Annotated in this window: 27 protein-coding genes and 1 tRNA gene; 23 read left to right on the top strand and 5 right to left on the bottom strand. The window is 58.2% G+C overall.

The features are described from left to right. Nucleotides 1–2: 2 nt before the first annotated feature. From M0808_RS24085 to M0808_RS24060, 6 genes are read left to right on the top strand one after another with little or no spacing between them, the layout of a single operon-like run. A complete protein-coding gene (locus tag M0808_RS24085) occupies nucleotides 3–1556 on the top strand; it encodes a sugar ABC transporter ATP-binding protein (RefSeq protein ID WP_027611550.1) in 1554 nt (517 codons plus the stop codon). Next, a complete protein-coding gene (locus M0808_RS24080; RefSeq protein WP_007961238.1) occupies nucleotides 1553–2530 on the top strand; it encodes an ABC transporter permease in 978 nt (325 codons plus the stop codon). The genes M0808_RS24085 and M0808_RS24080 overlap by 4 nt, the downstream gene beginning before the upstream one ends. Before the next feature lie 3 nt (nucleotides 2531–2533). Continuing rightward, nucleotides 2534–3553 (top strand): LacI family DNA-binding transcriptional regulator, encoded by a 1020-nt coding sequence (locus tag M0808_RS24075; RefSeq protein ID WP_247842652.1) that lies wholly within the window; start codon nucleotides 2534–2536, stop codon nucleotides 3551–3553. A gap of 24 nt (nucleotides 3554–3577) precedes the next feature. Further along, complete coding sequence (gene rbsK / locus M0808_RS24070) at nucleotides 3578–4495, top strand: ribokinase (RefSeq protein WP_247842651.1); 918 nt, start codon at nucleotides 3578–3580, stop codon at nucleotides 4493–4495. Then, entirely contained in the window at nucleotides 4492–4896 is a 405-nt protein-coding gene (gene rbsD, locus M0808_RS24065; protein WP_027611553.1) for a D-ribose pyranase, read from the top strand. The genes rbsK and rbsD overlap by 4 nt, the downstream gene beginning before the upstream one ends. A gap of 45 nt (nucleotides 4897–4941) precedes the next feature. Continuing rightward, the gene (locus tag M0808_RS24060) at nucleotides 4942–5970 is read left to right on the top strand and encodes a nucleoside hydrolase (RefSeq protein WP_247842650.1); all 1029 of its coding nucleotides are present in this window, start codon (nucleotides 4942–4944) and stop codon (nucleotides 5968–5970) included. Nucleotides 5971–6003: 33 nt separating this feature from the next. Here M0808_RS24060 and M0808_RS24055 read toward each other — a convergent pair whose 3' ends face one another. Next, on the bottom strand, nucleotides 6004–6216 hold the full coding sequence (locus tag M0808_RS24055; protein WP_096796226.1) for a hypothetical protein: 213 nt from the start codon (nucleotides 6214–6216) through the stop codon (nucleotides 6004–6006). 132 nt (nucleotides 6217–6348) lie between these two features. Here M0808_RS24055 and M0808_RS24050 point away from each other — a divergent pair, with 132 nt between their 5' ends. Beyond that, nucleotides 6349–6654: a hypothetical protein gene (locus tag M0808_RS24050; RefSeq protein WP_247842649.1), complete on the top strand. Its 306-nt coding sequence runs from the start codon at nucleotides 6349–6351 to the stop codon at nucleotides 6652–6654. Nucleotides 6655–6822: 168 nt separating this feature from the next. Next, complete coding sequence (locus M0808_RS24045; protein ID WP_007961248.1) at nucleotides 6823–7140, top strand: I78 family peptidase inhibitor; 318 nt, start codon at nucleotides 6823–6825, stop codon at nucleotides 7138–7140. A 72-nt stretch (nucleotides 7141–7212) separates the two neighbouring features. Here M0808_RS24045 and M0808_RS24040 read toward each other — a convergent pair whose 3' ends face one another. Then, nucleotides 7213–7425, bottom strand: a complete 213-nt coding sequence (locus M0808_RS24040; RefSeq protein WP_003179963.1) for a cold-shock protein — start codon at nucleotides 7423–7425, stop codon at nucleotides 7213–7215. Between the two features lie 292 nt (nucleotides 7426–7717). Continuing rightward, complete coding sequence (locus M0808_RS24035) at nucleotides 7718–8017, bottom strand: hypothetical protein (protein WP_247842648.1); 300 nt, start codon at nucleotides 8015–8017, stop codon at nucleotides 7718–7720. Between the two features lie 382 nt (nucleotides 8018–8399). Here M0808_RS24035 and thrS point away from each other — a divergent pair, with 382 nt between their 5' ends. The 11 genes from thrS (at nucleotide 8400) to M0808_RS23980 (ending at nucleotide 17011) form a co-directional block, all read left to right on the top strand. Then, the gene (gene thrS / locus M0808_RS24030; RefSeq protein ID WP_007961251.1) at nucleotides 8400–10322 is read left to right on the top strand and encodes a threonine--tRNA ligase; all 1923 of its coding nucleotides are present in this window, start codon (nucleotides 8400–8402) and stop codon (nucleotides 10320–10322) included. Then, nucleotides 10322–10873 carry a translation initiation factor IF-3 gene (gene infC, locus M0808_RS24025; RefSeq protein ID WP_170929410.1) on the top strand — a complete coding sequence of 184 codons (552 nt, stop codon included), beginning with the start codon at nucleotides 10322–10324 and terminating at the stop codon, nucleotides 10871–10873. The genes thrS and infC overlap by 1 nt, the downstream gene beginning before the upstream one ends. 60 nt (nucleotides 10874–10933) lie before the next feature. Next, a complete protein-coding gene (rpmI, locus tag M0808_RS24020; RefSeq protein WP_002553160.1) occupies nucleotides 10934–11128 on the top strand; it encodes a 50S ribosomal protein L35 in 195 nt (64 codons plus the stop codon). Between the two features lie 28 nt (nucleotides 11129–11156). Beyond that, complete coding sequence (rplT, locus tag M0808_RS24015) at nucleotides 11157–11513, top strand: 50S ribosomal protein L20 (protein ID WP_002553161.1); 357 nt, start codon at nucleotides 11157–11159, stop codon at nucleotides 11511–11513. Nucleotides 11514–11622: 109 nt separating this feature from the next. Then, complete coding sequence (gene pheS / locus M0808_RS24010; protein WP_047597387.1) at nucleotides 11623–12639, top strand: phenylalanine--tRNA ligase subunit alpha; 1017 nt, start codon at nucleotides 11623–11625, stop codon at nucleotides 12637–12639. Between the two features lie 26 nt (nucleotides 12640–12665). Then, entirely contained in the window at nucleotides 12666–15044 is a 2379-nt protein-coding gene (pheT, locus tag M0808_RS24005) for a phenylalanine--tRNA ligase subunit beta (protein ID WP_247842647.1), read from the top strand. Between the two features lie 3 nt (nucleotides 15045–15047). After that, nucleotides 15048–15350 carry an integration host factor subunit alpha gene (ihfA, locus tag M0808_RS24000; protein WP_002553164.1) on the top strand — a complete coding sequence of 101 codons (303 nt, stop codon included), beginning with the start codon at nucleotides 15048–15050 and terminating at the stop codon, nucleotides 15348–15350. Then, nucleotides 15331–15687, top strand: coding sequence for a MerR family transcriptional regulator (locus tag M0808_RS23995; RefSeq protein ID WP_003179985.1), 357 nt, complete (start codon nucleotides 15331–15333; stop codon nucleotides 15685–15687). Before ihfA ends, M0808_RS23995 begins: the two co-directional genes overlap by 20 nt. A gap of 88 nt (nucleotides 15688–15775) precedes the next feature. Next, nucleotides 15776–15852 (top strand) — tRNA-Pro (locus M0808_RS23990). Nucleotides 15853–16144: 292 nt separating this feature from the next. Further along, a complete protein-coding gene (locus M0808_RS23985) occupies nucleotides 16145–16489 on the top strand; it encodes a hypothetical protein (RefSeq protein WP_247842646.1) in 345 nt (114 codons plus the stop codon). Between the two features lie 99 nt (nucleotides 16490–16588). Next, on the top strand, nucleotides 16589–17011 hold the full coding sequence (locus tag M0808_RS23980) for an RDD family protein (RefSeq protein WP_134786808.1): 423 nt from the start codon (nucleotides 16589–16591) through the stop codon (nucleotides 17009–17011). Nucleotides 17012–17042: 31 nt separating this feature from the next. On the opposite strand, the gene M0808_RS23975 is transcribed toward M0808_RS23980, so the two are convergent. Next, the gene (locus M0808_RS23975) at nucleotides 17043–17303 is read right to left on the bottom strand and encodes a hypothetical protein (RefSeq protein WP_247842645.1); all 261 of its coding nucleotides are present in this window, start codon (nucleotides 17301–17303) and stop codon (nucleotides 17043–17045) included. A gap of 172 nt (nucleotides 17304–17475) precedes the next feature. After that, nucleotides 17476–19083, bottom strand: coding sequence for an RNA repair transcriptional activator RtcR (gene rtcR, locus M0808_RS23970; protein ID WP_134786807.1), 1608 nt, complete (start codon nucleotides 19081–19083; stop codon nucleotides 17476–17478). 204 nt (nucleotides 19084–19287) lie between these two features. Between rtcR and M0808_RS23965 the strand changes: the two genes are divergently transcribed. From M0808_RS23965 to rtcA, 4 genes are all read left to right on the top strand, one after another. After that, a complete protein-coding gene (locus tag M0808_RS23965; protein ID WP_247842644.1) occupies nucleotides 19288–20835 on the top strand; it encodes an RNA-binding protein in 1548 nt (515 codons plus the stop codon). Between the two features lie 335 nt (nucleotides 20836–21170). Beyond that, nucleotides 21171–22397, top strand: a complete 1227-nt coding sequence (locus M0808_RS23960; protein ID WP_027611573.1) for an RtcB family protein — start codon at nucleotides 21171–21173, stop codon at nucleotides 22395–22397. 14 nt (nucleotides 22398–22411) lie between these two features. Next, nucleotides 22412–23200, top strand: a complete 789-nt coding sequence (locus M0808_RS23955) for a nucleotidyltransferase domain-containing protein (protein ID WP_247842643.1) — start codon at nucleotides 22412–22414, stop codon at nucleotides 23198–23200. Nucleotides 23201–23208: 8 nt separating this feature from the next. Beyond that, nucleotides 23209–24237: an RNA 3'-terminal phosphate cyclase gene (rtcA, locus tag M0808_RS23950; RefSeq protein ID WP_247842642.1), complete on the top strand. Its 1029-nt coding sequence runs from the start codon at nucleotides 23209–23211 to the stop codon at nucleotides 24235–24237. The last annotated feature ends 16 nt before the right edge of the window (nucleotides 24238–24253 follow it).

Below are 24253 nucleotides of genomic sequence, written 5' to 3'. Positions count from 1 at the left end.
TTATGTCAGTTTCCGCCCCGAACGCTGTCCTCTCGGTCAGCGGTATCGGTAAGACCTATGCGCAACCGGTGCTCACGGGCATCGACTTGACGCTGATGCGCGGTGAAGTGCTGGCGCTGACCGGTGAGAATGGCGCCGGTAAAAGCACGCTGTCGAAGATCATTGGGGGGCTGGTTACGCCCACCACCGGTCAGATGCAATTCCAGGGCAAGGACTACCGTCCGGGCAGTCGCACCCAGGCTGAAGAGCTTGGCGTGCGCATGGTCATGCAAGAACTCAATCTGCTGCCGACGCTGTCGGTGGCGGAAAACCTGTTTCTCGACAATCTGCCCAGCAACGGCGGCTGGATCAGTCGCAAGCAATTGCGCAAAGCCGCGATCGAGGCCATGGCGCAGGTTGGCCTCGATGCCATTGACCCGGACACCCTGGTCGGCGAACTGGGCATTGGCCATCAACAGATGGTCGAAATCGCACGCAACCTGATCGGCGATTGCCATGTCCTGATCCTTGATGAACCGACTGCGATGCTCACCGCCCGCGAGGTGGAAATGCTCTTCGAGCAGATTACTCGTTTGCAGGCGCGTGGCGTCTCCATCATCTATATCTCCCATCGTCTCGAAGAACTGGCGCGCGTCGCGCAACGCATTGCCGTACTGCGCGACGGCAACCTGGTTTGCGTCGAGCCGATGGCCAACTACAACAGTGAGCAACTGGTCACCTTGATGGTCGGTCGCGAACTGGGCGAACACATCGACATGGGCCCGCGCAAGATCGGCGCCCCGGCCCTGACGGTCAAGGGCCTGACCCGCTCCGACAAAGTGCGTGATGTTTCCTTCGAAGTGCGTGCCGGCGAGATCTTCGGGATCTCGGGGCTGATCGGGGCAGGGCGCACCGAATTGCTGCGGCTGATTTTCGGCGCCGACCTGGCCGACAGCGGCACGATCGCGCTGGGTTCGCCGGCGCAGGTGGTCAGTGTGCGTTCGCCGGTTGATGCGGTGAACCATGGCATTGCCTTGATCACCGAAGACCGAAAAGGTGAAGGCCTGCTGCTCAGTCAGTCGATCAGCGCCAACATCGCCCTGGGCAACATGCCGGAGATTTCCAGGGCAGGAATCGTCAATGCCAGCGACGAAATTTCCCTGGCGCAGCGTCAGATCAACGCCATGCGCATCCGCAGTTCCAGCCCAACTCAGTTGGTGTCGGAATTGTCTGGCGGCAACCAGCAGAAAGTGGTGATCGGCCGCTGGCTGGAGCGCGATTGCTCGGTGCTGTTGTTCGACGAGCCGACCCGCGGCATCGATGTCGGTGCCAAGTTCGATATCTACGCCTTGCTGGGCGAGTTGACGCGTCAGGGCAAGGCGCTGGTGGTGGTGTCCAGTGACCTGCGCGAGCTGATGCTGATCTGCGACCGGATTGGTGTGCTGTCGGCAGGGCGTTTGATCGATACCTTCGAGCGCGACAGCTGGACCCAGGATGATTTGCTTGCCGCCGCGTTCGCCGGCTACCAAAAACGTGATGCGTTGCTCAATGAAGCGGCGCCTAGGGATCTCCCATGAAAACTGCATCTTCCGCCGGCAAACGTAGTGGCAATTTCTACGGTCTGGGCACCTATCTGGGCCTGGCCGGGGCCTTGTTGGCGATGGTGGCGCTGTTCTCGATGATGAGCAGCCACTTTCTGTCCTATGACACTTTCAGCACGCTGGCCAACCAGATTCCCGATCTGATGGTGCTGGCGGTGGGCATGACCTTTGTACTGATCATCGGCGGCATCGACCTGTCGGTCGGTTCGGTGCTGGCACTTGCCGCTTCGACAGTCAGCGTGGCGATTCTCGGCTGGGGCTGGAGCGTGTTGCCGGCCGCGTTGCTGGGTATGGCGGTGGCGGCACTGGCGGGTACGGTGACCGGTTCGATCACCGTGGCGTGGCGCATTCCGTCGTTCATCGTTTCGCTCGGTGTGCTGGAAATGGCCCGTGGTCTGGCGTATCAGATGACCGGTTCGCGCACCGCGTACATTGGTGATTCATTTGCCTGGCTGTCGAACCCGATCGCGTTCGGCATTTCGCCGTCGTTCATCATTGCCTTGCTGGTGATATTCATTGCGCAAGCTGTGCTGACCCGCACCGTGTTTGGTCGTTACCTGATCGGTATCGGCACCAATGAGGAAGCGGTGCGGCTGGCCGGGATCAATCCAAAACCGTACAAGATTCTGGTGTTCAGCCTGATGGGGCTGCTGGCCGGGATTGCCGCACTGTTCCAGATTTCCCGTCTGGAAGCTGCAGACCCGAATGCCGGCTCCGGTCTCGAATTGCAAGTGATCGCCGCCGTGGTGATCGGTGGCACCAGTCTGATGGGTGGCCGTGGTTCGGTGATCAGCACCTTTTTCGGTGTGTTGATCATTTCGGTACTGGCCGCCGGTCTGGCGCAGATCGGTGCGACCGAGCCAACCAAACGCATCATCACCGGCGCGGTGATTGTCATCGCGGTGGTGCTCGATACCTATCGCAGCCAGCGCGCCAGTCGACGGGGCTAACAGATGGCAACGATCAAGGATGTGGCGGCGCTCGCGGGGATTTCCTACACCACGGTTTCTCACGTGGTGAACAAGACGCGCCCGGTCAGCCAGGAAGTGCGGTTGAAGGTCGAGGCGGCCATCAAAAGCCTCGACTATGTGCCGAGTGCGGTGGCGCGTTCGCTGAAAGCCAAGACCACTGCGACCATTGGCTTATTGGTGCCCAACAGCCTCAACCCGTATTTTGCCGAGTTGGCACGGGGCATCGAGGATTACTGCGAGCGTAACGGCTACTGCGTGATCCTGTGCAATTCTGACGATAACCCGGATAAACAACGCAGTTATTTGCGTGTGCTGCTGGAGAAACGCATCGACGGCCTGATCGTCGCCTCCGCCGGTGGCGACATCGGACTTGCGCAAGGGCTGGCCGGGGTGAAAACACCGATGGTCATCGTCGACCGCGGGCTGGATGGCGTCGACGCCGACCTGGTGCGTATCGACCATGAATATGGCGCTTATCTGGCGACGCGGCATCTGCTGGAGCTGGGCCATCGCGACATCGCCACCATCGGTGGTCCGTCGAGCACCAGCGTGGCGCAAATGCGTCAGGCCGGTTTTTGTCGGGCGCTGCAGGAGGCGGGCATCAAGGTGCGGGCTGAGCGCATGCTGGAAAGCGATTTCACCAGCACTGGCGGTTACAACGCGGCGGCGATCCTGCTTGAAAGCAATCCGCCGAGTGCGATCTTCGCCGGTAACGACATGATCGGGATCGGTGTGCTCCGCGCGGCGGCCGAGCGCAATGTCCGCGTACCGAGCGAGCTGTCGGTGATCGGCTTCGACGATATCCAGATGAGTCGCTACGTGTACCCGGCGCTGACCACCGTTGGCCAGTCGATCCTGCAGTTGGGCGAGATGGCTGCCGAAGTGTTGCTGCGAAGGATTGCTACCCCGAGTCTGGTCACCGATCAACGGATCGTGACCCCGAGTATTGTCTTGCGCGAATCGACTGCGCCGCTGTCCGGCGTATTCACCGAGTACCGCTGAAACCGAATTGACGAGTAGTGATGTATGCCAGCAAATGTAGTGGTAATAGGCAGCCTGAACATGGATCTGGTCACCCGGGCACCACGGCTGCCCAAGGGCGGTGAAACGCTGATCGGTCATTCCTTTGCCACCGTGTCCGGCGGCAAGGGCGCCAATCAGGCAGTCGCTGCTGCGCGCCTGGGTGCGCGGGTGGCAATGGTCGGCTGTGTTGGCAACGATGACTACGGCGTGCAATTGCGTGAGGCATTGCTGGCCGAGCAGATCGATTGTCAGGCGGTGAGCACGGTCGAAGATTCCAGTGGCGTGGCGCTGATCGTGGTCGATGACAACAGTCAGAACGCCATCGTGATCGTTGCTGGCGCCAACGGTGCAATGACCCCGGCAGTGATCGACCGTTTTGATGCGGTGCTGCAAGCGGCCGACGTGATTATCTGCCAGCTCGAGATCCCGGATGCAACGGTAGGGCATACGCTCAAGCGTGCACGGGCGCTGGGCAAAACGGTCATCCTCAATCCGGCGCCGGCCAGTCGTCCGTTGCCGGCAGACTGGTTTGCCGCCATCGACTACCTGATCCCCAACGAAAGTGAAGCATCCGCGTTGAGCGGGTTGCCGGTCGATTCGCTGCAAAGCGCAGAAAGCGCTGCCAGCCAGTTGATCGCAATGGGCGCGGGCAAGGTCATCATTACCCTCGGTGCGCAAGGTTCACTGTTTGCCAATGGCAAAGGTTTCGAGCACTTCCCGGCGCCAAAGGTGCAGGCGGTCGATACCACCGCCGCGGGCGATACCTTCGTCGGCGGTTTTGCGGCGGCGCTCGCCAGTGGCAAATCCGAGGCCGAGGCGATCCGGTACGGGCAAGTCGCTGCTGCGCTGTCTGTGACCCGGGCCGGCGCACAACCTTCCATTCCAACCATGTCCGACGTACAGGCGTTCAAACCCGCATGAAAAAGACTCCTCTGCTCAACGTCGCGTTGTCGCGGCTGATCGCTTCCCTGGGCCATGGCGACATGGTGGTCATCGGTGATGCCGGACTGCCGGTGCCACCGGGTGTTGAATTGATTGATCTGGCGCTGACCCACGGCGTTCCGGATTTTGTCAGTACCCTGAAAGTCGTGCTCAGCGAGATGCAGGTGGAAAGCCATGTGCTGGCCAACGAAATTCTCGACAAGCAGCCGACCGCCCTGGTCGCGCTGGACGAGTTGCAAGAAGAGGGTGCCCTCGGTCGGCGCGATCTGCTGACGCATGAGCAATTCAAGGTTCTCAGCCGACAGGCTCGGGCGATTGTTCGTACAGGCGAATGCCAGCCGTACTGCAACATCGTGCTGGTGGCCGGGGTAACGTTCTAATCGGGTTTCCGACCCTTTCATTTTCATCAGCACAAGGAATGCGCCATGCACCGCTATGCTCAAAAACTCCACCAATTGCTTCGGAGTCTGCTGCTTTTGTCTTTTATTACCGCCACCGGCGTTCAGGCTGCTGAAAAGATCGACCTGATCATCGACACCGACCCGGGTGCCGACGACGTAGTCGCTTTGCTGTTCGCCCTGGCTTCGCCGGATGAACTGAACATTCGTGCACTGACCACCGTGGCTGGCAACGTGCGCCTCGACAAGACATCGCGCAACGCGCGCCTGGCTCGCGAATGGGCAGGGCGCGAAGACGTTCCGGTGTATGCCGGTGCGCCGAAACCGCTGATGCGTACGCCGATCTACGCCGAGAACATCCATGGCAAGGAAGGCCTGTCGGGTGTCACCGTGCATGAGCCGAAAAAAGGCCTGGCCGAAGGCAATGCGGTCAACTACCTGATCGACACCCTGAAAAAAGCCAAGCCGCACAGCATCACCATCGCCATGCTCGGCCCGCAGACCAACCTTGCGCTGGCGCTGATCCAGGAGCCTGAGATCGTTAATGGCATCAAGGAAGTGGTGATCATGGGTGGCGCGCATTTCAATGGCGGCAACATCACCCCGGTGGCCGAATTCAACCTGTTCGCCGACCCGCAAGCGGCGGAAGTGGTGCTCAAGAGTGGCGTGAAGCTGACCTACCTGCCGCTGGACGTGACCCACAAGATCCTCACCAGCGACGCCCGTCTGAAGCAGATTGCTGCGCTGAACAACAACGCGAGCAAGATCGTTGGCGACATCCTCAACGAGTACATCAAGGGTGACATGGAGCACTACGGCATCCCGGGTGGCCCGGTGCACGACGCTACCGTTATCGCTTACCTGCTCAAGCCTGAGCTGTTCACCGGTCGTTCGGTGAACGTTGTGGTGGATAGTCGCGAAGGTCCGACTTTTGGCCAGACCATCGTTGACTGGTATGACGGTCTGAAGGCGCCGAAGAACGCCTTCTGGGTGGAAAATGGGGATGCTCAAGGCTTCTTCGATCTGCTGACCGAGCGTCTGAAGCGCTTGAAGTAAGGCTGTGACCCGCAGGTGCCAGCCTGCGGGTTTTTATTTTCTCTCGGTGTCCTGCGTGTTCTCGCCGTCATGCTGGTACCGCTCGAACACCTGGGCGATAAACGTTTGTGCGCCCTGGGTTCCCATCGTCTTGACCAGCAGATCGATGCTGATCAACGCCAGCTCCTCCGCACTGCCCGGGCTGTACGAGCTGTGCCCCTTCGGCCAATGAACCTTGATGTCGGCGGAGATGCTTACGGTGTTCATGAGTGCGCTCGAAAAGTCGGGAATGTCTGAAAGCGAGTTAACCACTTTGTCGGGCGTTTGGCACTGCGACTTAGGCATGAGCGCGACGCTATGCGACACTTGGTCTTTTCCGGCTGATCCAAGGAATGTGCTGTGCAGATCGATTTGAACACCCCCGATGGCCTGACACTCGACGCTGTGCGCCAGTTGCTGGCGTCGGCCAGCGATGATGTGCACACGCAGCTGCGCGTGACCAAGAGTGGAATTGCCTATATTTCTTCCGGTGTGACCGGCGGGCAGGATATTGATGGCCTGCTGTTTCGCCTGGAGACCTGGGCCAAGGGGTCGGGGTATGTCGGCAACGTCGCGGCCAGTGATGAAGTCTGGGTGATGCAGATTTTCAATGCGCTGAAAGACAACTGGCCGAATCCGCCGCACGATTACATCGACGTCTATTGAGCTTCATTAATATTCGGTGACGATTGCGTGAGGATGCGGTGCGCGCACTTCAGGCAGACTCAGCGTTTTTCCGGGTCGTGGGGCAGGGTGATGGCACCGGCTGTGAAACCAAACGCCGAATTGGCGGTCGCACGATCTCAGCTTAACCATTTGAAAAAAGGAGGCTTCATGCCTTTGAAGTTCGCGTCTCTGGGTGCACTTATGGCCGTTGCCATGTTGGCCGGTTGCAGCACAACCTCCAGCGAGTCGGCAAAGGATCCTGTGGCGACCGATGCCGGTCATAGCCGCTGTGAAGCAAAGGCAGCGGAGTTTGCCATCGGTAAAAAGGCTTCGCCGGAACTGCTCGATCAGGCTCGTGCCAAGGCTGGCGCGCAAAACGCCCGCTTCCTCAAGCCAACCGACATGATCACTCTGGAGTACCGTTCCGATCGCCTGAATCTGAACACCGACAACAACCTGGTGGTCACTCGTGTCAACTGCGGCTGATCGCAGACCGCTTTTGTTGCAGGCATAAAAAACCCCGTCACATGGACGGGGTTTTTTTAGTGCGCCAGGAAATTACTCTGGGCGAACTTGTGCAGCTTGCATACCCTTTTGGCCTTTCTCAGCCACGAAAGAGACGGTCTGGCCTTCTTTCAGGCTTTTGAAACCGTCGGATTCGATAGCTTTGAAGTGTACGAACAGGTCGTCACCGCCACCTTGAGGAGTGATGAAGCCGAAGCCTTTTTCATCGTTGAACCATTTAACGGTGCCGGTTTGGCGATTAGACATGGTGTATCTCCAAGAAACATATATTTTCAGTAGTACTGTGCTGCTCAGGCCAACTGGGCACACCGGAGTATCATAGTCGAAATGTTCGCTTTGGTAGCCCCCCGGACGTGCTGTTTGCTTTCATATTGCATCGATTTCAACCTCTGAAATGTCTGCAAGCCCCGGTTTCAGTGGCTTTCAGCCGAAAGAAGAGGGTGTAAAAAAAGCTATAAAACCTGCGTAAATTATCGATTTCGGGGGCTTTTTGGCGGTTTTCAGCCTGCTGGACGCCCGAAAAAACATTCGTCAGCGCTTATTTCTGCACTCGGCAAACCGAGATTTCTTTCAGTGCGCGCTGACCCAGTTCACCACTTGGCGGGGTGTTCTTGTCCATCAGTTGCGCGATCTCTTGCGTGGTGAATTTCTTTTCCAGAACGTCGGCACCGCAAGCGCAATGTTTATTGGCTTCGGCCGGATTGACGCTCTTGCTGGCTGCGGCGGTGCAGTCGTTCATGTACTGGGTTTTGACGCCGGCAGGCCAGGCCGCGTTGGCACTCAGCGGCAGCAGCAGGGCCAGCGGGGCCACGAAAGCAAAAAGTCGGATAAGGCGCATGTCGGAAACTCCTTGGGTTGATATCGGCGACGATTCTCAGCTTATTTGAGGCAAAGCGTATATCCCAAGTTCACTTCGCGCCGCAAAAATGCGCAAATCAGCAACACCTCAATTCGATGACATCGATGACCGCTCATCTGTGCTAGCATGCCGGGCTCAAGCGTTCTCAGGCTCCGGATGGCCTTCAGCCCCGGCAGCGGTCAGCGTGCGAAAAATTCTGATTTGAATCCCAGTCACTCTGGTTCGGTTTTCCGGTTGGCCGCAAGGCTCCTGCCGCTGTAAGGCAGGCGTTCGTCATTGAATGGCCTGGATCGGATCTTGTACTGGCTCATCCCAACCCACGTGACCTTTGGTAGGGGTCACCACTAGGAGAGGAGGCGCCATGCCAACTATTACTCTTCCCGACGGCAGTCAACGTTCATTCGATCACCCGGTTTCCGTAGCCGAGGTCGCCGCATCCATTGGTGCCGGTCTGGCCAAGGCCACCGTGGCCGGCAAGGTCAACGGCAAGCTGGTCGACGCCTGCGACATCATCGACAGCGACGCGACGCTGCAAATCATCACGCCAAAGGATGAAGAGGGGCTGGAGATCATTCGCCACTCTTGCGCGCACCTGGTTGGCCATGCGGTCAAGCAGCTGTACCCGACTGCGAAAATGGTCATCGGCCCGGTTATCGACGAAGGCTTCTATTACGACATCGCCTTCGAGCGTCCTTTTACCCCGGACGACATGGCCGCCATCGAACAGCGCATGCATCAGCTGATCGATAAAGATTACGACGTCATCAAGAAAGTCACTCCGCGCGCCGAAGTGATTGAAGTGTTCAAGGCCCGTGGCGAAGACTACAAGCTGCGCCTGGTCGAAGACATGCCGAACGAGCAGGCCATGGGCCTGTACTACCACGAAGAATACGTCGACATGTGCCGCGGCCCGCACGTGCCGAACACGCGTTTTCTGAAATCCTTCAAGCTGACCAAGTTGTCCGGCGCCTACTGGCGTGGCGATGCCAAGAACGAGCAATTGCAGCGCGTTTACGGTACTGCCTGGGCAGACAAGAAGCAGCTGGCGGCATACATCCAGCGCATCGAAGAAGCGGAAAAGCGCGATCACCGCAAGATCGGCAAGCGCCTGGGCCTGTTCCACACCCAGGAAGAAGCGCCGGGCATGGTGTTCTGGCACCCGAACGGCTGGACTCTGTATCAAGTGCTCGAGCAGTACATGCGCAAAGTGCAGCGTGACAACGGCTACCTGGAGATCAAGACCCCACAAGTGGTCGACCGCAGCCTCTGGGAGAAATCCGGGCACTGGGCCAACTACGCCGACAACATGTTCACCACCGAGTCGGAAAGCCGCGACTACGCCATCAAGCCGATGAATTGCCCGTGCCACGTGCAGGTGTTCAACCAGGGCCTGAAGAGCTACCGCGAGCTGCCGATGCGTCTGGCCGAGTTCGGTGCGTGCCACCGTAACGAGCCGTCGGGTGCGTTGCACGGCATCATGCGTGTGCGCGCGTTCACTCAGGACGACGCCCACATTTTCTGCACCGAAGAGCAGATGCAGGCCGAATCCGCTGCGTTCATCAAGCTGACCATGGACGTTTACCGCGATTTCGGCTTCACCGACGTCGAGATGAAACTGTCCACTCGTCCGGAAAAACGCGTGGGTTCCGACGAGCTGTGGGATCGCGCCGAAGCGGCACTGGCTGCAGCCCTTGATTCTGCGGGTCTGCCGTATGATCTGCAGCCGGGTGAAGGTGCGTTCTACGGTCCGAAAATCGAGTTCTCGCTGAAAGATTGCCTCGGTCGCGTCTGGCAGTGTGGTACCTTGCAGCTCGATTTCAACCTGCCTGTCCGTCTGGGCGCCGAATACGTCTCCGAAGACAACAGCCGCAAACACCCAGTGATGCTGCACCGGGCGATCCTCGGTTCGTTCGAGCGTTTCGTCGGGATTCTGATCGAGCATTACGAAGGTGCATTCCCTGCGTGGCTGGCGCCAACCCAGGCAGTGATCATGAATATCACTGATAAACAGGCAGATTTCGTCGCTCAGGTTGAAAAAACTCTCAACGAAAGCGGATTTCGTGCCAAGTCCGACTTGAGAAATGAAAAGATCGGCTTTAAAATCCGCGAGCATACTTTGCTCAAGGTTCCCTATCTTTTGGTTATCGGAGATAAGGAAGTCGAGATGCAGACTGTCGCTGTGCGTACTCGTGAAGGTGCTGACCTGGGCTCGATGCCCGTCGCCCAGTTCGCTGAGTTTCTCGCGCAAGCGGTTTCCCGGCGTGGTCGCCCAGATTCGGAGTAATTATTATTAAGCGTGAAATGAGACAAGATAAACGAGCTGCACCGAAAGCCCCGATCAACGAGAATATCTCGGCACGCGAGGTTCGGTTAATTGGCGCTGATGGCGAGCAGATTGGCATCGTCTCGATTGATGAAGCGCTTCGTATTGCTGAAGAAGCAAAGCTTGATCTGGTAGAAATCTCTGCTGACGCAGTCCCACCGGTTTGCCGGGTGATGGACTACGGCAAATCGATCTTCGAGAAGAAGAAGCAGATTGCAGCAGCGAAGAAAAACCAGAAGCAGATTCAGGTAAAAGAAATCAAGTTTCGTCCAGGGACGGAGGAAGGGGATTACCAGGTAAAACTGCGCAACCTGGTACGTTTCCTGAGTGACGGGGACAGGGCCAAGGTATCCTTGCGATTCCGCGGCCGTGAGATGGCCCACCAGGAGCTGGGGATGGAACTCCTCAAGCGGGTTGAAGCTGACCTGCTCGAGTACGGTTCGGTCGAACAGCATCCTAAGATGGAAGGACGCCAGCTGATCATGGTCATCGCCCCGAAAAAGAAGAAGTAATCAACAGGGCACGGCAGGCCTTCTGATTATGTTTATCAACTGAATGCGGAGTATCCGAACATGCCAAAAATGAAAACCAAAAGTGGTGCTGCTAAGCGGTTTCTGAAAACTGCTAACGGTATCAAGCACAAGCACGCTTTCAAGAGCCACATCCTGACCAAAATGTCGACCAAGCGTAAGCGTCAACTGCGCGGTAGCAGCTTGCTGCATCCGTCTGACGTGGCAAAAGTCGAGCGCATGCTGCGCCTTCGTTAATTTTAGTCAAGAATAGAGGAAGTAACTCATGGCTCGTGTAAAGCGTGGCGTCATTGCCCGTAAGCGTCACAAAAAAATTCTGAAACTTGCTAAAGGCTACTACGGCGCACGCTCCCGCGTATTCCGTGTTGCCAAGCAAGCGGTAATCAAGGCAGGCCAATACGCCTACCGTGACCGTCGTCAGAAAAAACGTCAGTTCCGCGCTCTGTGGATCGCTCGTATCAACGCTGGTGCTCGTGTTAACGGTCTGTCCTACAGCCGTTTCATCGCTGGCCTGAAAAAAGCGTCCATCGAGATCGACCGTAAGGTTCTGGCTGATCTGGCAGTGAACGAAAAAGCGGCGTTTGCTGCGATTGTCGAGAAAGCTAAAGCCACCTTGGCTTAAGTACCCCCGACAGTCACCCGGCCTCACCTCTGTGGGGCCAGGTGTTAAACGTCATAAATAGGGGAAGAGCCTTCAAGCTCTTCCCCTATTTTGTATCTGGAGTCTGTACATGGAAAACCTGGATGCGCTGGTCTCTCAAGCACTAGAGGCTGTGCAAAGCGCTGAAGATATCAATGCCCTGGAGCAAATCCGGGTTCAATACCTTGGCAAAAAGGGTGAATTGACTCAGGTGATGAAGACCCTGGGGAATTTGCCGGCAGAAGAGCGTCCGCAAGTCGGCGCCCTGATCAACGTTGCCAAGGAGCGTGTTACAGGCGTTCTCAATGCGCGCATGGCTCTGTTTGAAGAAGCCGAACTGGCTGCCAAACTGTCTGCCGAATCCATTGACGTGACGTTGCCGGGCCGTGGCCAGACCTCCGGTGGTCTGCATCCTGTGACCCGGACTCTGGAACGAGTCGAGCAGTTCTTCACCCGCATCGGCTACGGCATCGCCGAAGGCCCTGAGGTCGAAGACGACTATCACAACTTCGAAGCGCTCAACATCCCAGGCCACCACCCGGCCCGGTCGATGCATGACACCTTCTATTTCAATGCGAACATGTTGCTGCGCACCCATACCTCGCCGGTACAGGTCCGCACCATGGAGTCCAGGCAGCCGCCGATCCGCATTGTCTGCCCAGGCCGTGTGTACCGCAGTGACTCCGATATCACCCATTCGCCGATGTTCCACCAGGTCGAAGGCCTGCTGGTCGATCGCGACATCAATTTCGCCGATCTCAAAGGCACCATCGAAGAGTTCCTGCGGGTGTTCTTCGAAAAAGAGCTGGCCGTACGTTTCCGTCCTTCGTACTTCCCGTTCACCGAGCCATCCGCTGAAGTCGACATGGAATGCGTGATGTGCAGCGGTAAAGGCTGCCGCGTCTGCAAACAGACCGGCTGGCTGGAAGTCATGGGCTGCGGCATGGTCCATCCGAACGTGCTGCGCATGTCCGGCATCGATCCGGAAGAGTTCTCCGGTTTTGCCTTCGGCATGGGCGTCGAGCGTCTGGCGATGCTCCGTTACGGCGTGAACGACTTGCGTCTGTTCTTCGACAACGACTTGCGGTTCCTCGCGCAATTTCGCTAGTCGTAACGAATTCTTAGGAGAGCAGGATGAAATTCAGTGAACAATGGCTGCGTGGCTGGGTTAGCCCGCAGGTAAGTCGCGACGAGCTGGTTGCTCGTCTGTCGATGGCGGGTCTGGAGGTCGATAGTGTGACCCCGGCCGCCGGTGTATTCAGCGGCGTGGTCGTGGGCGAGGTGTTGAGCACCGAGCAGCACCCTGACGCCGACAAGCTGCGTGTATGCCAGGTCAGCAATGGCGCGGAAACCTTCCAGGTCGTGTGCGGTGCGCCAAACGTGCGTCCGGGCCTGAAGATTCCGTTCGCCATGATCGGTGCCGAACTGCCGGGCGACTTCAAGATCAAGAAGGCCAAGCTGCGTGGCGTCGAGTCCAACGGCATGCTGTGCTCGCAAGCCGAGCTGCAGGTCGGTGAAGGCAACGACGGTCTGATGGAACTGCCGGCCGATGCGCCGGTGGGCGAAGATTTCCGTGTGTACCTGGATCTGGAAGATGCCAGCATCGAGGTCGACCTGACCCCGAACCGTGGCGACTGCCTGTCGCTGGCCGGTCTGGCCCGTGAAGTGGGTGCGCTGTACGACACGCCGGTCACTCGCCCGGTGGTCATGACCATTCCGGCTGTGCACGACGAAGTGCGTTCGGTAGAAGTGCTGGCGCCTGCCGCTTGCCCGCGTTACCTGGGCCGCGTCATCCGCAATGTCGACCTGTCCAAACCAACCCCGTTGTGGATGGTTGAGCGTCTGCGCCGCGCCGATGTGCGCAGCATCGACGCTGCCGTCGACATCACCAACTACGTGATGCTCGAGCTGGGTCAGCCGCTGCACGCTTTTGATCTCGCCGAGATCAATGGCGGCATCCGCGTACGCATGGCGGAAGAGGGTGAGAAGCTGGTTTTGCTCGACGGTCAGGAAGTCAGCCTGCGTAGCGATACCCTGGTGATTGCCGACCACACCCGCGCTCTGGCGATTGCCGGCGTAATGGGTGGCGAGCACAGCGGTGTGTCCGCAACCACTCGCGAAGTTTTCCTGGAAAGTGCCTTCTTCGATCAGATCGCTGTGGCGGGCAAGGCTCGTTCCTACGGCCTGCACACCGACGCCTCGCACCGTTACGAGCGTGGCGTGGACTGGCAACTGGCCCGTGAAGCCATGGAGCGCGCCACTGGCCTGCTGCTGGAAATTACCGGTGGTGAAGCCGGCCCGATCATCGAGACCGTCAGCGAACAGCACCTGCCATCGATCGCGCCGATCACCCTGCGTGCGCAGCGCATCACCCAGATGCTGGGGATGGAAATGGATTCGGCGCAGGTCGAGCGTCTGCTCAGCGCCTTGGGTCTGAAGATTTCCGCTGACGGCGCAGGGCAGTGGCGCGTAGAAGTGCCAAGTCACCGCTTCGACATCAGTCTGGAAGTCGATCTGATCGAAGAGCTGGCGCGTCTGTACGGCTATAACCGTCTGCCGGTTCGTTACCCGCAAGCGCGTCTGGCGCCGCAAGCGAAGGCTGAAGCACGCAGCGAATTGCCTGAGCTGCGTCGTCTGCTGGTAGCCCGTGGTTATCAGGAAGCGATCACTTACAGCTTCATCGATCCGAAACAGTTCGAACTGTTCAACCCGGGCGTTGAGCCGCTGTTGCTGGCCAACCCGATTTCCAATGATATGGCTGCCATGCGTTCCTCGCTGTGGCCGGGCCTGGTCAAGGCGTTGCAGCACAACCTGAACCGCCAGCAGGATCGCGTGCGTCTGTTCGAAAGCGGTCTGCGCTTCGTCGGTCAGCTGGAAGGTCTGAAGCAAGAACCGATGCTGTCGGGTGTGGTTTGCGGCAGCCGTCTGCCGGAAGGTTGGGCGCAGGGTCGCGACACCGTCGATTTCTTCGACGTGAAGGCTGATGTTGAAGCGGTGTTGGGCTTTGCCGGTGCACTGGATACCTTCACTTTCACTCCGGGCAAACACCCGGCGCTGCACCCGGGTCAAACCGCGCGCATCGAACGGGACGGGCGTGAAGTCGGCTTTATCGGTGCGATTCACCCGGAGCTGTCCAAGGCCCTGGGTCTGGATCGTCCGGTCTTCGTCTTCGAGCTGGTTCTGGCTGAAGTCGCTTCCGGAAAAATGCCGCAATTCCACGAGTTGTCGCGTTTTCCTGAAGTGCGTCGTGACCTTGCGCTGATCGCGCACAAAGACGTCGCGGCCTCGGCTGTATTGGACGTAATTCGTGAAAATGCAGGCGAATGGCTCACGGATCTCAGGCTGTTTGACGTGTATCAGGGTAAAGGTATTGATCCTGATAGAAAAAGCCTTGCAGTTGGCTTGACCTGGCAGCATCCATCGCGCACTCTTAATGACGATGAGGTGAATTCGACGACGCAAAATATCCTCACCTCGCTCGAACAAAGGTTGAACGCCACGTTAAGGAAGTGACGTATGGGGGCTTTGACGAAAGCTGAGATGGCGGAACGTCTGTATGAAGAGCTGGGCCTGAACAAGCGGGAAGCCAAGGAGTTGGTTGAACTGTTTTTCGAGGAAATCAGGCACGCTCTTGAAGACAACGAGCAGGTCAAATTGTCCGGTTTCGGCAATTTCGACCTTCGGGACAAACGCCAGCGGCCTGGCCGCAACCCGAAAACGGGGGAAGAAATCCCGATCACGGCTCGCCGTGTGGTCACCTTTCGTCCAGGGCAGAAGTTGAAGGCCCGAGTTGAGGCTTATGCTGGAACCAAGTCATAACGACGAACTACCCGTCATCCCGGGCAAACGCTACTTCACCATTGGTGAAGTCAGCGAGCTGTGTGCGGTAAAACCACACGTGCTGCGCTACTGGGAGCAGGAGTTTCCTCAACTCAACCCCGTCAAACGCCGCGGAAACCGCCGGTATTATCAGCGCCAGGATGTGCTGATGATCCGGCAAATCCGCGCGCTCCTTTACGATCAGGGATTCACCATCGGCGGCGCGCGTCTGCGCTTGTCCGGTGATGAAGCCAAAGACGACACCACCCAATACAAGCAAATGATCCGCCAGATGATCGCTGAGCTTGAAGATGTACTGGTGGTGCTCAAGAAATAAAAAGCTGCGTTTGAATACTTCCAGTTTTCAAAAGCTTGCGATATATTCTTGAGCGCTCTTCGAGACGAGGGGCGGGTTTCAAACCAGTCGGGGCGTAGCGCAGTCCGGTAGCGCACTAGCATGGGGTGCTAGGGGTCGAGTGTTCGAATCACTCCGTCCCGACCATATAATTCAATGACTTAGCCCAACTCTAACCAGTTGGGCTTTTTCATGCGTAGGGAGTTTTTCGGGACTTCATCTAAGCCGATCATCCAGATCGGCTTTTTTGTGCCTTCGCAAAACCCGCGCAAAAAAGGTCGCTGGATGAAAAGTTTGGATCACTTGATAGACAAGCGGGATCCGGCTGCGCAGCCATTTGATGTCGGGTTGATACTCTGCCAGCCAGGGCTGAAGATGCTCGCTCAGATACACGAATGAAGTGCAGGCCACATCTTTTTCGTCATGGGTTCCTAAGAAAATGGATAAGTTATCTCGCTTGAACTCGCTTTTGATTCAGCACAATGCGGTCGTTTCGCTGAATATCGAAATTCAAGACTTCAAGTACAACCTGGCCTTGACGATGTCGTCGCTCGATGACGCAGCAGAAAGCGCGATCACTATAAATTTTCAGGATGTCAGTGCGCTTGATCTAAGTGGCTTTGGTGGCGGGCTGACTCAATTTATGGAGCTCGTCGTTACCCGAATCGATCGTGGGCTCGACAGGATCAGATATGAATTAAAAGATGTAGAGGACGAGAAAATATCGTTCTACTTCTTTACCTTCAGTGAGCCTATTCATTCGGAGCAATCTTGCGGGTTTTGATTGATCGCACTTTCAGTGCGCTCACCCCTGAAGCGCCATTAAATATTGGCGATCGGTTGCCGATACTCAGTCATCTAAATTCCGATCGAGCGAAGGCGCATGGACATCAGCAATACCAGCAGTGAATATCAAAAGCCGAAAAATCTCGCAGGGCTGGGCCGTCGCTGGGGTGGGCAGATCATCGATACGTTGATCACCTACTTTTTGATCCTCTTCGTAGGACGGCTGGCGGAGTTTATTGGTTTGCCGCCAAATGCGGTGGCTGTCCTGGCTCTTGGTACGGGTGTGGCGTATTACCTGTTTTCCGATGCAATGCCCAACGGCCAAAGCCTGGGTAAAAAGCTGCTGGGGATGTCGGTGATTGATGAGCGTAGCTACTTGAACTGCAATCTGTATCAATCGTTCATACGCAATATCACAACGCCGTTTCTGAACATCCTCGACTGGATTTTCATCTTCTTTGGCTCGCGCAAACGCCTGGGCGACATGCTTGCGTCAACAATTGTGATTCGTGTCAGGTGAGTCAAGTGGGGCGACGGCAGTCGCCCAAGTCTTAAGGTTTCGAATCTTGCTGAATATCCTCCGAGTCACTGGAGGTTGCGGCGTCCTTCTGCGTTTCTTGCGGTTCGGCGCCGGAGTTTGAGCCTGACGCTTCTTCGCCTTTTTTATTGGCTTTTTCCTCGTTGGACTCTGAGCTTTGCGCCTGATTTTTGCCGGAGGAGGCCGTCGGTGTTGCTGCCGAACTGGTCTGCGTGAAGAGCGAGCCAGTCAACAGCAGGCTTGCAAGCGTCAGGGTTGCAATCGACTTGTTCATGATCTGAGTCTTCCGCGCGATGTGGGTAACTCTTTGGAGGCATGAACAGGCCTAAGGTGCTGGCCGTTGGACGAGCGGTAAAGTCACAGATACCCGGCCCAATGTGAAAGTAGAAGGATTTCTACCAAGCCGACCACAAACATGACCGCGACAAAGCGCCGAAAACACCGCGCTATATTTTGCGGCCTTGCAAGTCGGCCCATTCAATCCCGAAGCGGCTCAGGTATTTTCTCAAGCGATCTGCATCATTCGGCTGCGCCTTGGCCTGGCGCGATACGCCGAACAGTCTGCGTCCGGCATCCGACAGGCTGTCCGCTTGCCGACATACTTCAATTACCGCTTTCAATTGCAATCGATCAAACAGGTCGAGGCTATCGGCGTCTCCCGGGAGGTCATCCGACACGCCGTCCGCTTGCGCCAGTCCCCACGCATAACGCAGTCGATCAATTTCTTCCTGCACTTGCGCCTCATCAATTCGTCCGCTGTCCGCCAGCGTGGCCATCCGGGTAATCGACGCTGACAGTTCGCGAAAGTTGCCCAGCCATGCCGCTTCGCGAGAGCTGGCGAAGGCGAGGTAGCGTCGGCGCGCTTCGAGGTTGAAGCGCACCAGTTGGCCGTGATCGCGAGCGTGACGTTCGAGCTCGAAATCGATGTTGGGCTCGATGTCTTCGCGGCGGCCGGCCAGGCCGGGCAAATCAAATGTCCAAAGGTTGATGCGTGCGTACAGATCCTCGCGGAACAGGCCTTCGGCGACGCGGCTGCGCAGATCGCGGTGAGTGCCGGCGATGATCAGGAAGTCGCTGTCGACCTCCTTGTCGGAGCCGAGCGGAAAGAAGCGCTTTTCTTCGATCGCCTTGAGCAGCATCGCCTGTTCGTCCGCGCCCAGCTCACCGATTTCATCGAGAAACAACATGCCGCCGTCCGCTGCCCGTAGCAGGCCGTCGCGGGCATTCTGCGCGCCGGTGAATGCGCCTTTGACGTGACCGAACAGAGCCGACATCGCACCGTCGCCCCGCAGGGTGGCGCAGTTCACCTCAACAAACCGGCCCTGCATTTGATGGCGGCTGCGTTTGAGTTCATAGATGCGTCGGGCGAGAAACGATTTGCCGGCGCCGGTCGGGCCGATCAGCAGCATGGGCGCCTTGGAGCGCACGGCCACGCGTTCAATCTGTTCGATGGAGCGGTTGAACGCCGCGTTACGGGTGGCGATGCCGGACTTCAAGAACTCCAGGCCTTCGAGGCGTTTGTTGGCGAAACGCGAGGCAATGCGGTCATAACGCGACAGGTCGAGGTCGATCAGCGCGTGAGTGCCGGTGGCTTGTTCATCTTCGCTTTTGCGTCGGGCGGGGGAGGTCTGGATCAGGCGCGCCGGCAGATAGCGTGCTTCGGTCAGCAGGAACCAGCAAATCTGCGCGACGTGGGTGCCGGTGGTGATGTGAACCAGATAGTCCTCGTGCTCGGTATCGAAGCTGTAGGCCGTCGTGAAGTCATGCAGCGCGCCGTAGACCTCTTCGAAATCCCACGGATTGCGCAGTGCCATGGGGTGCAGGTGTACCTCGGTTTCCGGCGAGACCTGCTGGATATCGGCGCGAACCCGTTCAGCGAGGCTGATGTCGCGCGCGTCGATACCGTGAATCAGTTCCAGACGATGGATCAGCACGTCCGGTTGCTGGCACAGGCCAACGCTCGGTCGCCAGTGGCTCCAGCGATTGGCGCCTTTGCCAACGCGGTCCAGGGTGGCGCCGATAAAACCGATGGCGACGGTGCGTTTGTTGGGCATGGCTATCTCAAAAGATAAATGACGATATCAAATGATAGGTTCCTCACACTGGGTTTGTCTTTGGTTCAGCTCAAAGAAATCGATAAAAAATAAAAAAACTATATAAATCAATAAGATAAAAAATAAATTTTGCGCCTCTAAAAAACTGGCACAGCCGCTGCAATACCTATCGCAACGAACAGGACAACACAGCGAGACGCCACGATGGCCAACTTCAAACTCTTCAACACGCAATCGAAACAGCTGCCAGCCTGCGACACTTTGAATGCCTCCGGTGCCTCGGCATATGCCTACACGCCGAAGCATCAACTGGCTCAACTGGCGGTCACCGGTTGCCTGAACCAGACGTTTTACGCCAGCGCTGTAAGCCAGCTGGATCAAGTGTTGAAGCTGGTGGCTGAACTCGACAGCCGTTTCGTGGCGAAGGCTGCTGTCTACGCTCGCCAAAAGGGCCACATGAAAGACATGCCGGCATTGCTGCTCGCGGCGTTGACGGCGAACCGTTCGACGCTGGTGCCTGAGGTGTTTGAACAAGTGATCGACAGCGGCAAGATGTTGCGCAACTACGTGCAGATCCTGCGCAGTGGCGCCACCGGGCGCAAATCCCTCGGTTCGCAACCCAAGCGTCTGGTGCAGAACTGGCTGAACGGCGCGACCGAACGTCAACTGCTACAAGCGTCGATTGGCAACCAGCCATCGCTGGCGGACGTGGTGAAGATGGTTCACCCGAAACCAGCTGAGGCCTGGCGCGAAGCATTCTTCGCCTGGTTGATCGGTAAACCGGTGGATGTGCAGGCATTGCCTGAGTTGACCCGCGATCTGCTGGCATTTCGCAGCGGTGCTAGTCGCGAAGTCCCCGCGGTACCGTTTCAACTGCTCGGCAACGAAACCCTGAGCAAAGAGCAATGGGCGGCGCAGGCCTGCAACATGGGCTGGCAGGGGTTGCGCATCAACCTCAACACCCTGGCGCGGCATGGCGCGTTCGAGGTTCCGGGTTGCGTCGAGTACGTGGCCGCGCGACTTGCAGATCCGCAAGAAGTGGCTAAGGCGCGGGTTTATCCATACCAGTTGCTGGCGGCCTATCGGATGGTTGGCGATAACGTACCGCTGCAGATCCGCGAGGCGTTGCAGGATGCACTTGAGCTGTCGCTGGCCAACGTGCCGAAGCTTGAAGGCGCGGTGGTGGTTTGCCCGGACGTATCGGGTTCGATGGGCAGCCCGGCGACCGGTTATCGTCAGGGCGCGACCACGGCGGTGCGTTGCATCGATGTGGCGGCGCTGGTCGCGGCAGCGGTGTTGCGCAAACAGCCGGCGGCGCGGGTGATGCCGTTCGAAGTGAAGGTGGTGGATATCAAGCTCAACCCACGGGACAGCGTGATCAGCAATGCGGAGAAACTGGCCGCGGCCTTTGGCGGCGGCACCAACTGCTCGGCGCCATTGAAGAAACTGGCAGATAGCAAGGCCAGGGTCGATATGTTGATTATGGTATCGGACAACGAGTCCTGGATCGACACGCGGCGCCGTGGTGCCAGTGAGACCATGCTCCAGTGGGAGCGCATCAAGCGGATCAACCCGCAGGCACGGCTGGTGTGCATCGATATCCAGCCGGGTTATGCAACGCAGGCAGCCGACCGCGATGACATCCTGAATGTCGGCGGTTTCAGCGATGCAGTGTTCGATGTGGTCGAGCAGTTCACCAGCGGTCGTTACGGTGCCCAGCACTGGGTCGAAGCGATCGAGAAGATGCAATGAATTGATTTGTCACAGGCGCTGAATGCCGGTGGGACTACATCCAAGACGTCTCATCAAACCCTTGTCAGCGTGTGTGACGGCACGAATGCCTGATGGCTGTACATCTGAGGCCGGTTAACCCCGGTGCGCGGCGACGCGCAACAGTCATCAACTTTTGTCGTGCCACCTTATTGGAAAAGAAAGCAGCGAATGCAACAGGTACTCCATCGGAACGCGGGTTCGAATCCCGCCCCGGCAACGGGGGCTCGACTGGCAGAGCCACAGTGTCTGTTTTTTTGTCGCTGCACATGACGGAACAACGCCGAATCATCGGCCAACGAATAAAGAATAGAGAAATGAAAGCACACACTTACCAACTGCTCGAAGTCGCCAACGGCAAGCCGATCAAACTCTGGACCGAAGGCGTCCCGGTGGAAAACGAGGCCCGCGAGCAGCTGATGAACACGGCAAAGATGCCATTCATCTTCAAGCATCTGGCGGTGATGCCGGATGTGCATCTGGGCAAGGGCTCGACTATTGGCAGCGTGATTCCGACGGTGGGTGCGATCATCCCGGCGGCCGTCGGCGTGGACATCGGTTGCGGCATGATCGCCGCACGCACGTCGCTGACCGCAGCCGACTTGCCGGACAACCTGCAAGGTCTGCGCAGCGCCATCGAGCAAGCGGTGCCCCATGGCCGCAGTTCGAACCGTTCTCGGCGCGACAAGGGCGCATGGGACGAGATTCCGCAGCAAGCCGATCAGGCCTGGGCGGGGCTTCAGCCACGTTTCAAACTGATCACCGACAAGTACCCGAAACTGACCAACACCAACAACCGTGGGCATCTGGGCACGCTAGGCAGCGGCAACCACTTCATCGAAGTGTGCCTGGATGAAGCCAACCGGGTCTGGTTCATGTTGCACAGTGGTTCTCGCGGTGTCGGCAACGCCATTGGCAACCTGTTCATTCAGATGGCTCAGGCGGATATGCGGCAACACATCGCCAACTTGCCGGATCGTGACCTGGCGTACTTCGAAGAAGGCAGCCAGCACTTCGATGATTACGTGGAAGCGGTGAGCTGGGCGCAGGACTTCGCCAGACAGAACCGCGAATTGATGATGCGCGCGGTGATTCAGGCCACGCGCCAGATCATTCGCAAACCGTTCGAGGTGGCGCTGGAAGCGGTCAACTGCCACCACAACTACGTGCAGAAAGAGCGGCATTTCGGCGAAGAAATCCTGGTCACCCGCAAAGGCGCGGTGTCGGCGAAGAAAGGTGAACTCGGGATCATTCCGGGTTCGATGGGCGCCAAGAGTTTCATTGTGCGCGGCCTGGGCAACGAAGAGTCGTTCAGCTCCTGCAGCCACGGCGCCGGCCGCACCATGAGCCGAACGAAGGCAAAGAATACATTCACCGTCGAAGACCAGATCCGCGCCACGGCGCATGTCGAGTGCCGCAAGGACGAAGCGGTGATCGACGAAATTCCGATGGCCTACAAGGACATCGACAAAGTCATGCACGCCCAGCGCGAGTTGGTGGAAGTGCTGCACACCCTGCGGCAAGTGGTGTGCGTCAAAGGATAAAAGGATCAGCAAGCATGGAATTCGAAGAACGCCACCCGCTGTGCGCCACGATGCGTGCGCGGGTACTGGAAGAGTTGGCGCGTATAGAGCGCGAGCGCAATGTCACGGTGTTGTACGCCTGTGAGTCCGGCAGTCGGGCCTGGGGCTTTGCCTCGACCGACAGCGACTACGACGTACGATTCGTGTACGTGGAAAAACCGCAGTGGTTCGTTCAGGTCGACACGCCGCGCGCTGTGATCGAGCGGCCATTGGACGACGAGCTGGACGTCAGCGGCTGGGAACTGCGCAAGACCCTCGGGTTGTTGCGCAAGTCCAACCCGACGCTGCTGGAGTGGCTCGACTCGCCATTGGTGTACCGCAGCGAAAGCGCACAGGTTGCGCAACTGCGTGAGCTGGCCGAAGCGTTCTACAGCCCGCCGGCAGCCCGCAACCACTATCTGTCGATGGCGAAAAACAACTTTCGCCAGTACCTGCAAGGCGACAGCGTACGGTTCAAGAAGTACTTCTACGTGCTGCGGCCGTTGCTGGCGGTGCGCTGGATCGATCAGGGACGTGGGCGTCCACCGATGACCTTCGCCGAGCTGCTGACCACGGTCGACGACCGCGCACTGCTGGCTGAAGTCGACGAACTGCTGGCACTTAAACGCAATGCCGACGAGCGCGCCTACGGCCCGCGTCGTCCGGCGCTGCACAGGTTCATCACTGCCGAACTCGAGCGCGATGTGCCCACATTACTCAGAACTCAGGAAGACTCGCGACGACTGGATGACTACCTCAGGGACATCGTCGGGTTGTATGCGTAAGGATTGAAATGGAACCGCAAGTGATTGAACTGGACGGCGCGATTGGCGGCGGTCAGGTGTTGCGCAGCGCGCTGAGCCTGTCGATGGTGACGGGCCAGGCGTTTCGCATTAAACAGATTCGTGCCCGCCGCAGTCGGCCGGGATTGTTACGCCAGCATTTGACGGCAGTGATGGCGGCCGCCGAAGTCTGCGGCGCACGGATCGCGGGAGCGGAACTGGGCTCGCAGGCGCTGTTTTTCGAGCCAGGAGCGATTCGTTCGGGTGATTACCGGTTTGCGATCGGCACGGCCGGCAGTTGCACGTTGGTGTTGCAGACATTGCTGCCGGCGCTGTTGCAGGCGCCGGGCACAAGTCGCGTACGGATCAGCGGCGGTACGCATAATCCGTTGGCGCCGCCTGTCGATTTCCTTACGCGCAGCTGGTTGCCGTTGATGCGGCGCATGGGTGCCGGCATTGAGCTGGATCTGCTGCGTCACGGCTTTGTCCCGGCCGGTGGCGGTGAGATCGACGTCACGGTGCAGCCGTCGCAACTGACGCTGCTGGACCTGTGTGAGCGTGGGGCGCTGCTGTCGCAGCAAGCCTTGGCGCTGACGGCCGGTCTCGCACCGAGCGTCGCCGAGCGTGAACTGAATCAGGTGGCGAAACGCTTGCGCTGGGCAGCGGAAACTTTGCATCCGATCACGCTCGACCCGGCGCGTGGCCCCGGTAACGTGCTGTTACTGGAGTACGTGTTCGAGCAGGTCACCGAAGTCTTCAGTGCCTTTGGCCAGGTGTTGTTACGGGCGGAGAAGGTCGCTGATAGCGCAATCAATCAGGCGACAGACTGGTTACGCAGTGACGCTGCGGTGGCGGAACACCTCGCCGACCAGTTGCTGCTGCCGATGGCGCTGGCCGGTGGCGGATCATTCACTACCCCAAGAATGACCGAGCATCTGCACAGCAACATCGCGGTGATCGAGCGCTTCTTGCCGGTCACTATCGAATGCTCGGAAGCGGGCCCCGAGCGTCTGCGGGTTGAGGTCCGCAACGGTCGCTGACCACGTCGCAAGCCCG

Source organism: Pseudomonas sp. MWU12-3103b, from assembly GCF_023100615.1.
GTDB classification, from domain to species: Bacteria; Pseudomonadota; Gammaproteobacteria; order Pseudomonadales; family Pseudomonadaceae; genus Aquipseudomonas; species Aquipseudomonas putida_A.
The sequence above is the reverse complement of the archived record's forward strand: the minus strand, read 5'-3'. Positions and strand labels throughout refer to the sequence as shown.

Excerpts from the sequence above, each read along its gene's own strand:
- M0808_RS24085 (WP_027611550.1), top strand. The coding sequence starts at position 3 with ATGTCAGTTTCCGCCCCGAACGCTGTCCTCTCGGTCAGCGGTATCGGT.
- M0808_RS24080 (WP_007961238.1), top strand. The coding sequence starts at position 1,553 with ATGAAAACTGCATCTTCCGCCGGCAAACGTAGTGGCAATTTCTACGGT.
- M0808_RS24075 (WP_247842652.1), top strand. The coding sequence starts at position 2,534 with ATGGCAACGATCAAGGATGTGGCGGCGCTCGCGGGGATTTCCTACACC.
- rbsK (WP_247842651.1), top strand. The coding sequence starts at position 3,578 with ATGCCAGCAAATGTAGTGGTAATAGGCAGCCTGAACATGGATCTGGTC.
- rbsD (WP_027611553.1), top strand. The coding sequence starts at position 4,492 with ATGAAAAAGACTCCTCTGCTCAACGTCGCGTTGTCGCGGCTGATCGCT.
- M0808_RS24060 (WP_247842650.1), top strand. The coding sequence starts at position 4,942 with ATGCACCGCTATGCTCAAAAACTCCACCAATTGCTTCGGAGTCTGCTG.
- M0808_RS24055 (WP_096796226.1), bottom strand. The coding sequence starts at position 6,216 with ATGAACACCGTAAGCATCTCCGCCGACATCAAGGTTCATTGGCCGAAG.
- M0808_RS24045 (WP_007961248.1), top strand. The coding sequence starts at position 6,823 with ATGCCTTTGAAGTTCGCGTCTCTGGGTGCACTTATGGCCGTTGCCATG.
- M0808_RS24040 (WP_003179963.1), bottom strand. The coding sequence starts at position 7,425 with ATGTCTAATCGCCAAACCGGCACCGTTAAATGGTTCAACGATGAAAAA.
- M0808_RS24035 (WP_247842648.1), bottom strand. The coding sequence starts at position 8,017 with ATGCGCCTTATCCGACTTTTTGCTTTCGTGGCCCCGCTGGCCCTGCTG.
- thrS (WP_007961251.1), top strand. The coding sequence starts at position 8,400 with ATGCCAACTATTACTCTTCCCGACGGCAGTCAACGTTCATTCGATCAC.
- rpmI (WP_002553160.1), top strand. The coding sequence starts at position 10,934 with ATGCCAAAAATGAAAACCAAAAGTGGTGCTGCTAAGCGGTTTCTGAAA.
- rplT (WP_002553161.1), top strand. The coding sequence starts at position 11,157 with ATGGCTCGTGTAAAGCGTGGCGTCATTGCCCGTAAGCGTCACAAAAAA.
- pheS (WP_047597387.1), top strand. The coding sequence starts at position 11,623 with ATGGAAAACCTGGATGCGCTGGTCTCTCAAGCACTAGAGGCTGTGCAA.
- pheT (WP_247842647.1), top strand. The coding sequence starts at position 12,666 with ATGAAATTCAGTGAACAATGGCTGCGTGGCTGGGTTAGCCCGCAGGTA.
- ihfA (WP_002553164.1), top strand. The coding sequence starts at position 15,048 with ATGGGGGCTTTGACGAAAGCTGAGATGGCGGAACGTCTGTATGAAGAG.
- M0808_RS23995 (WP_003179985.1), top strand. The coding sequence starts at position 15,331 with ATGCTGGAACCAAGTCATAACGACGAACTACCCGTCATCCCGGGCAAA.
- M0808_RS23985 (WP_247842646.1), top strand. The coding sequence starts at position 16,145 with ATGGATAAGTTATCTCGCTTGAACTCGCTTTTGATTCAGCACAATGCG.
- M0808_RS23980 (WP_134786808.1), top strand. The coding sequence starts at position 16,589 with ATGGACATCAGCAATACCAGCAGTGAATATCAAAAGCCGAAAAATCTC.
- M0808_RS23975 (WP_247842645.1), bottom strand. The coding sequence starts at position 17,303 with ATGAACAAGTCGATTGCAACCCTGACGCTTGCAAGCCTGCTGTTGACT.
- rtcR (WP_134786807.1), bottom strand. The coding sequence starts at position 19,083 with ATGCCCAACAAACGCACCGTCGCCATCGGTTTTATCGGCGCCACCCTG.
- M0808_RS23965 (WP_247842644.1), top strand. The coding sequence starts at position 19,288 with ATGGCCAACTTCAAACTCTTCAACACGCAATCGAAACAGCTGCCAGCC.
- M0808_RS23960 (WP_027611573.1), top strand. The coding sequence starts at position 21,171 with ATGAAAGCACACACTTACCAACTGCTCGAAGTCGCCAACGGCAAGCCG.
- M0808_RS23955 (WP_247842643.1), top strand. The coding sequence starts at position 22,412 with ATGGAATTCGAAGAACGCCACCCGCTGTGCGCCACGATGCGTGCGCGG.
- rtcA (WP_247842642.1), top strand. The coding sequence starts at position 23,209 with ATGGAACCGCAAGTGATTGAACTGGACGGCGCGATTGGCGGCGGTCAG.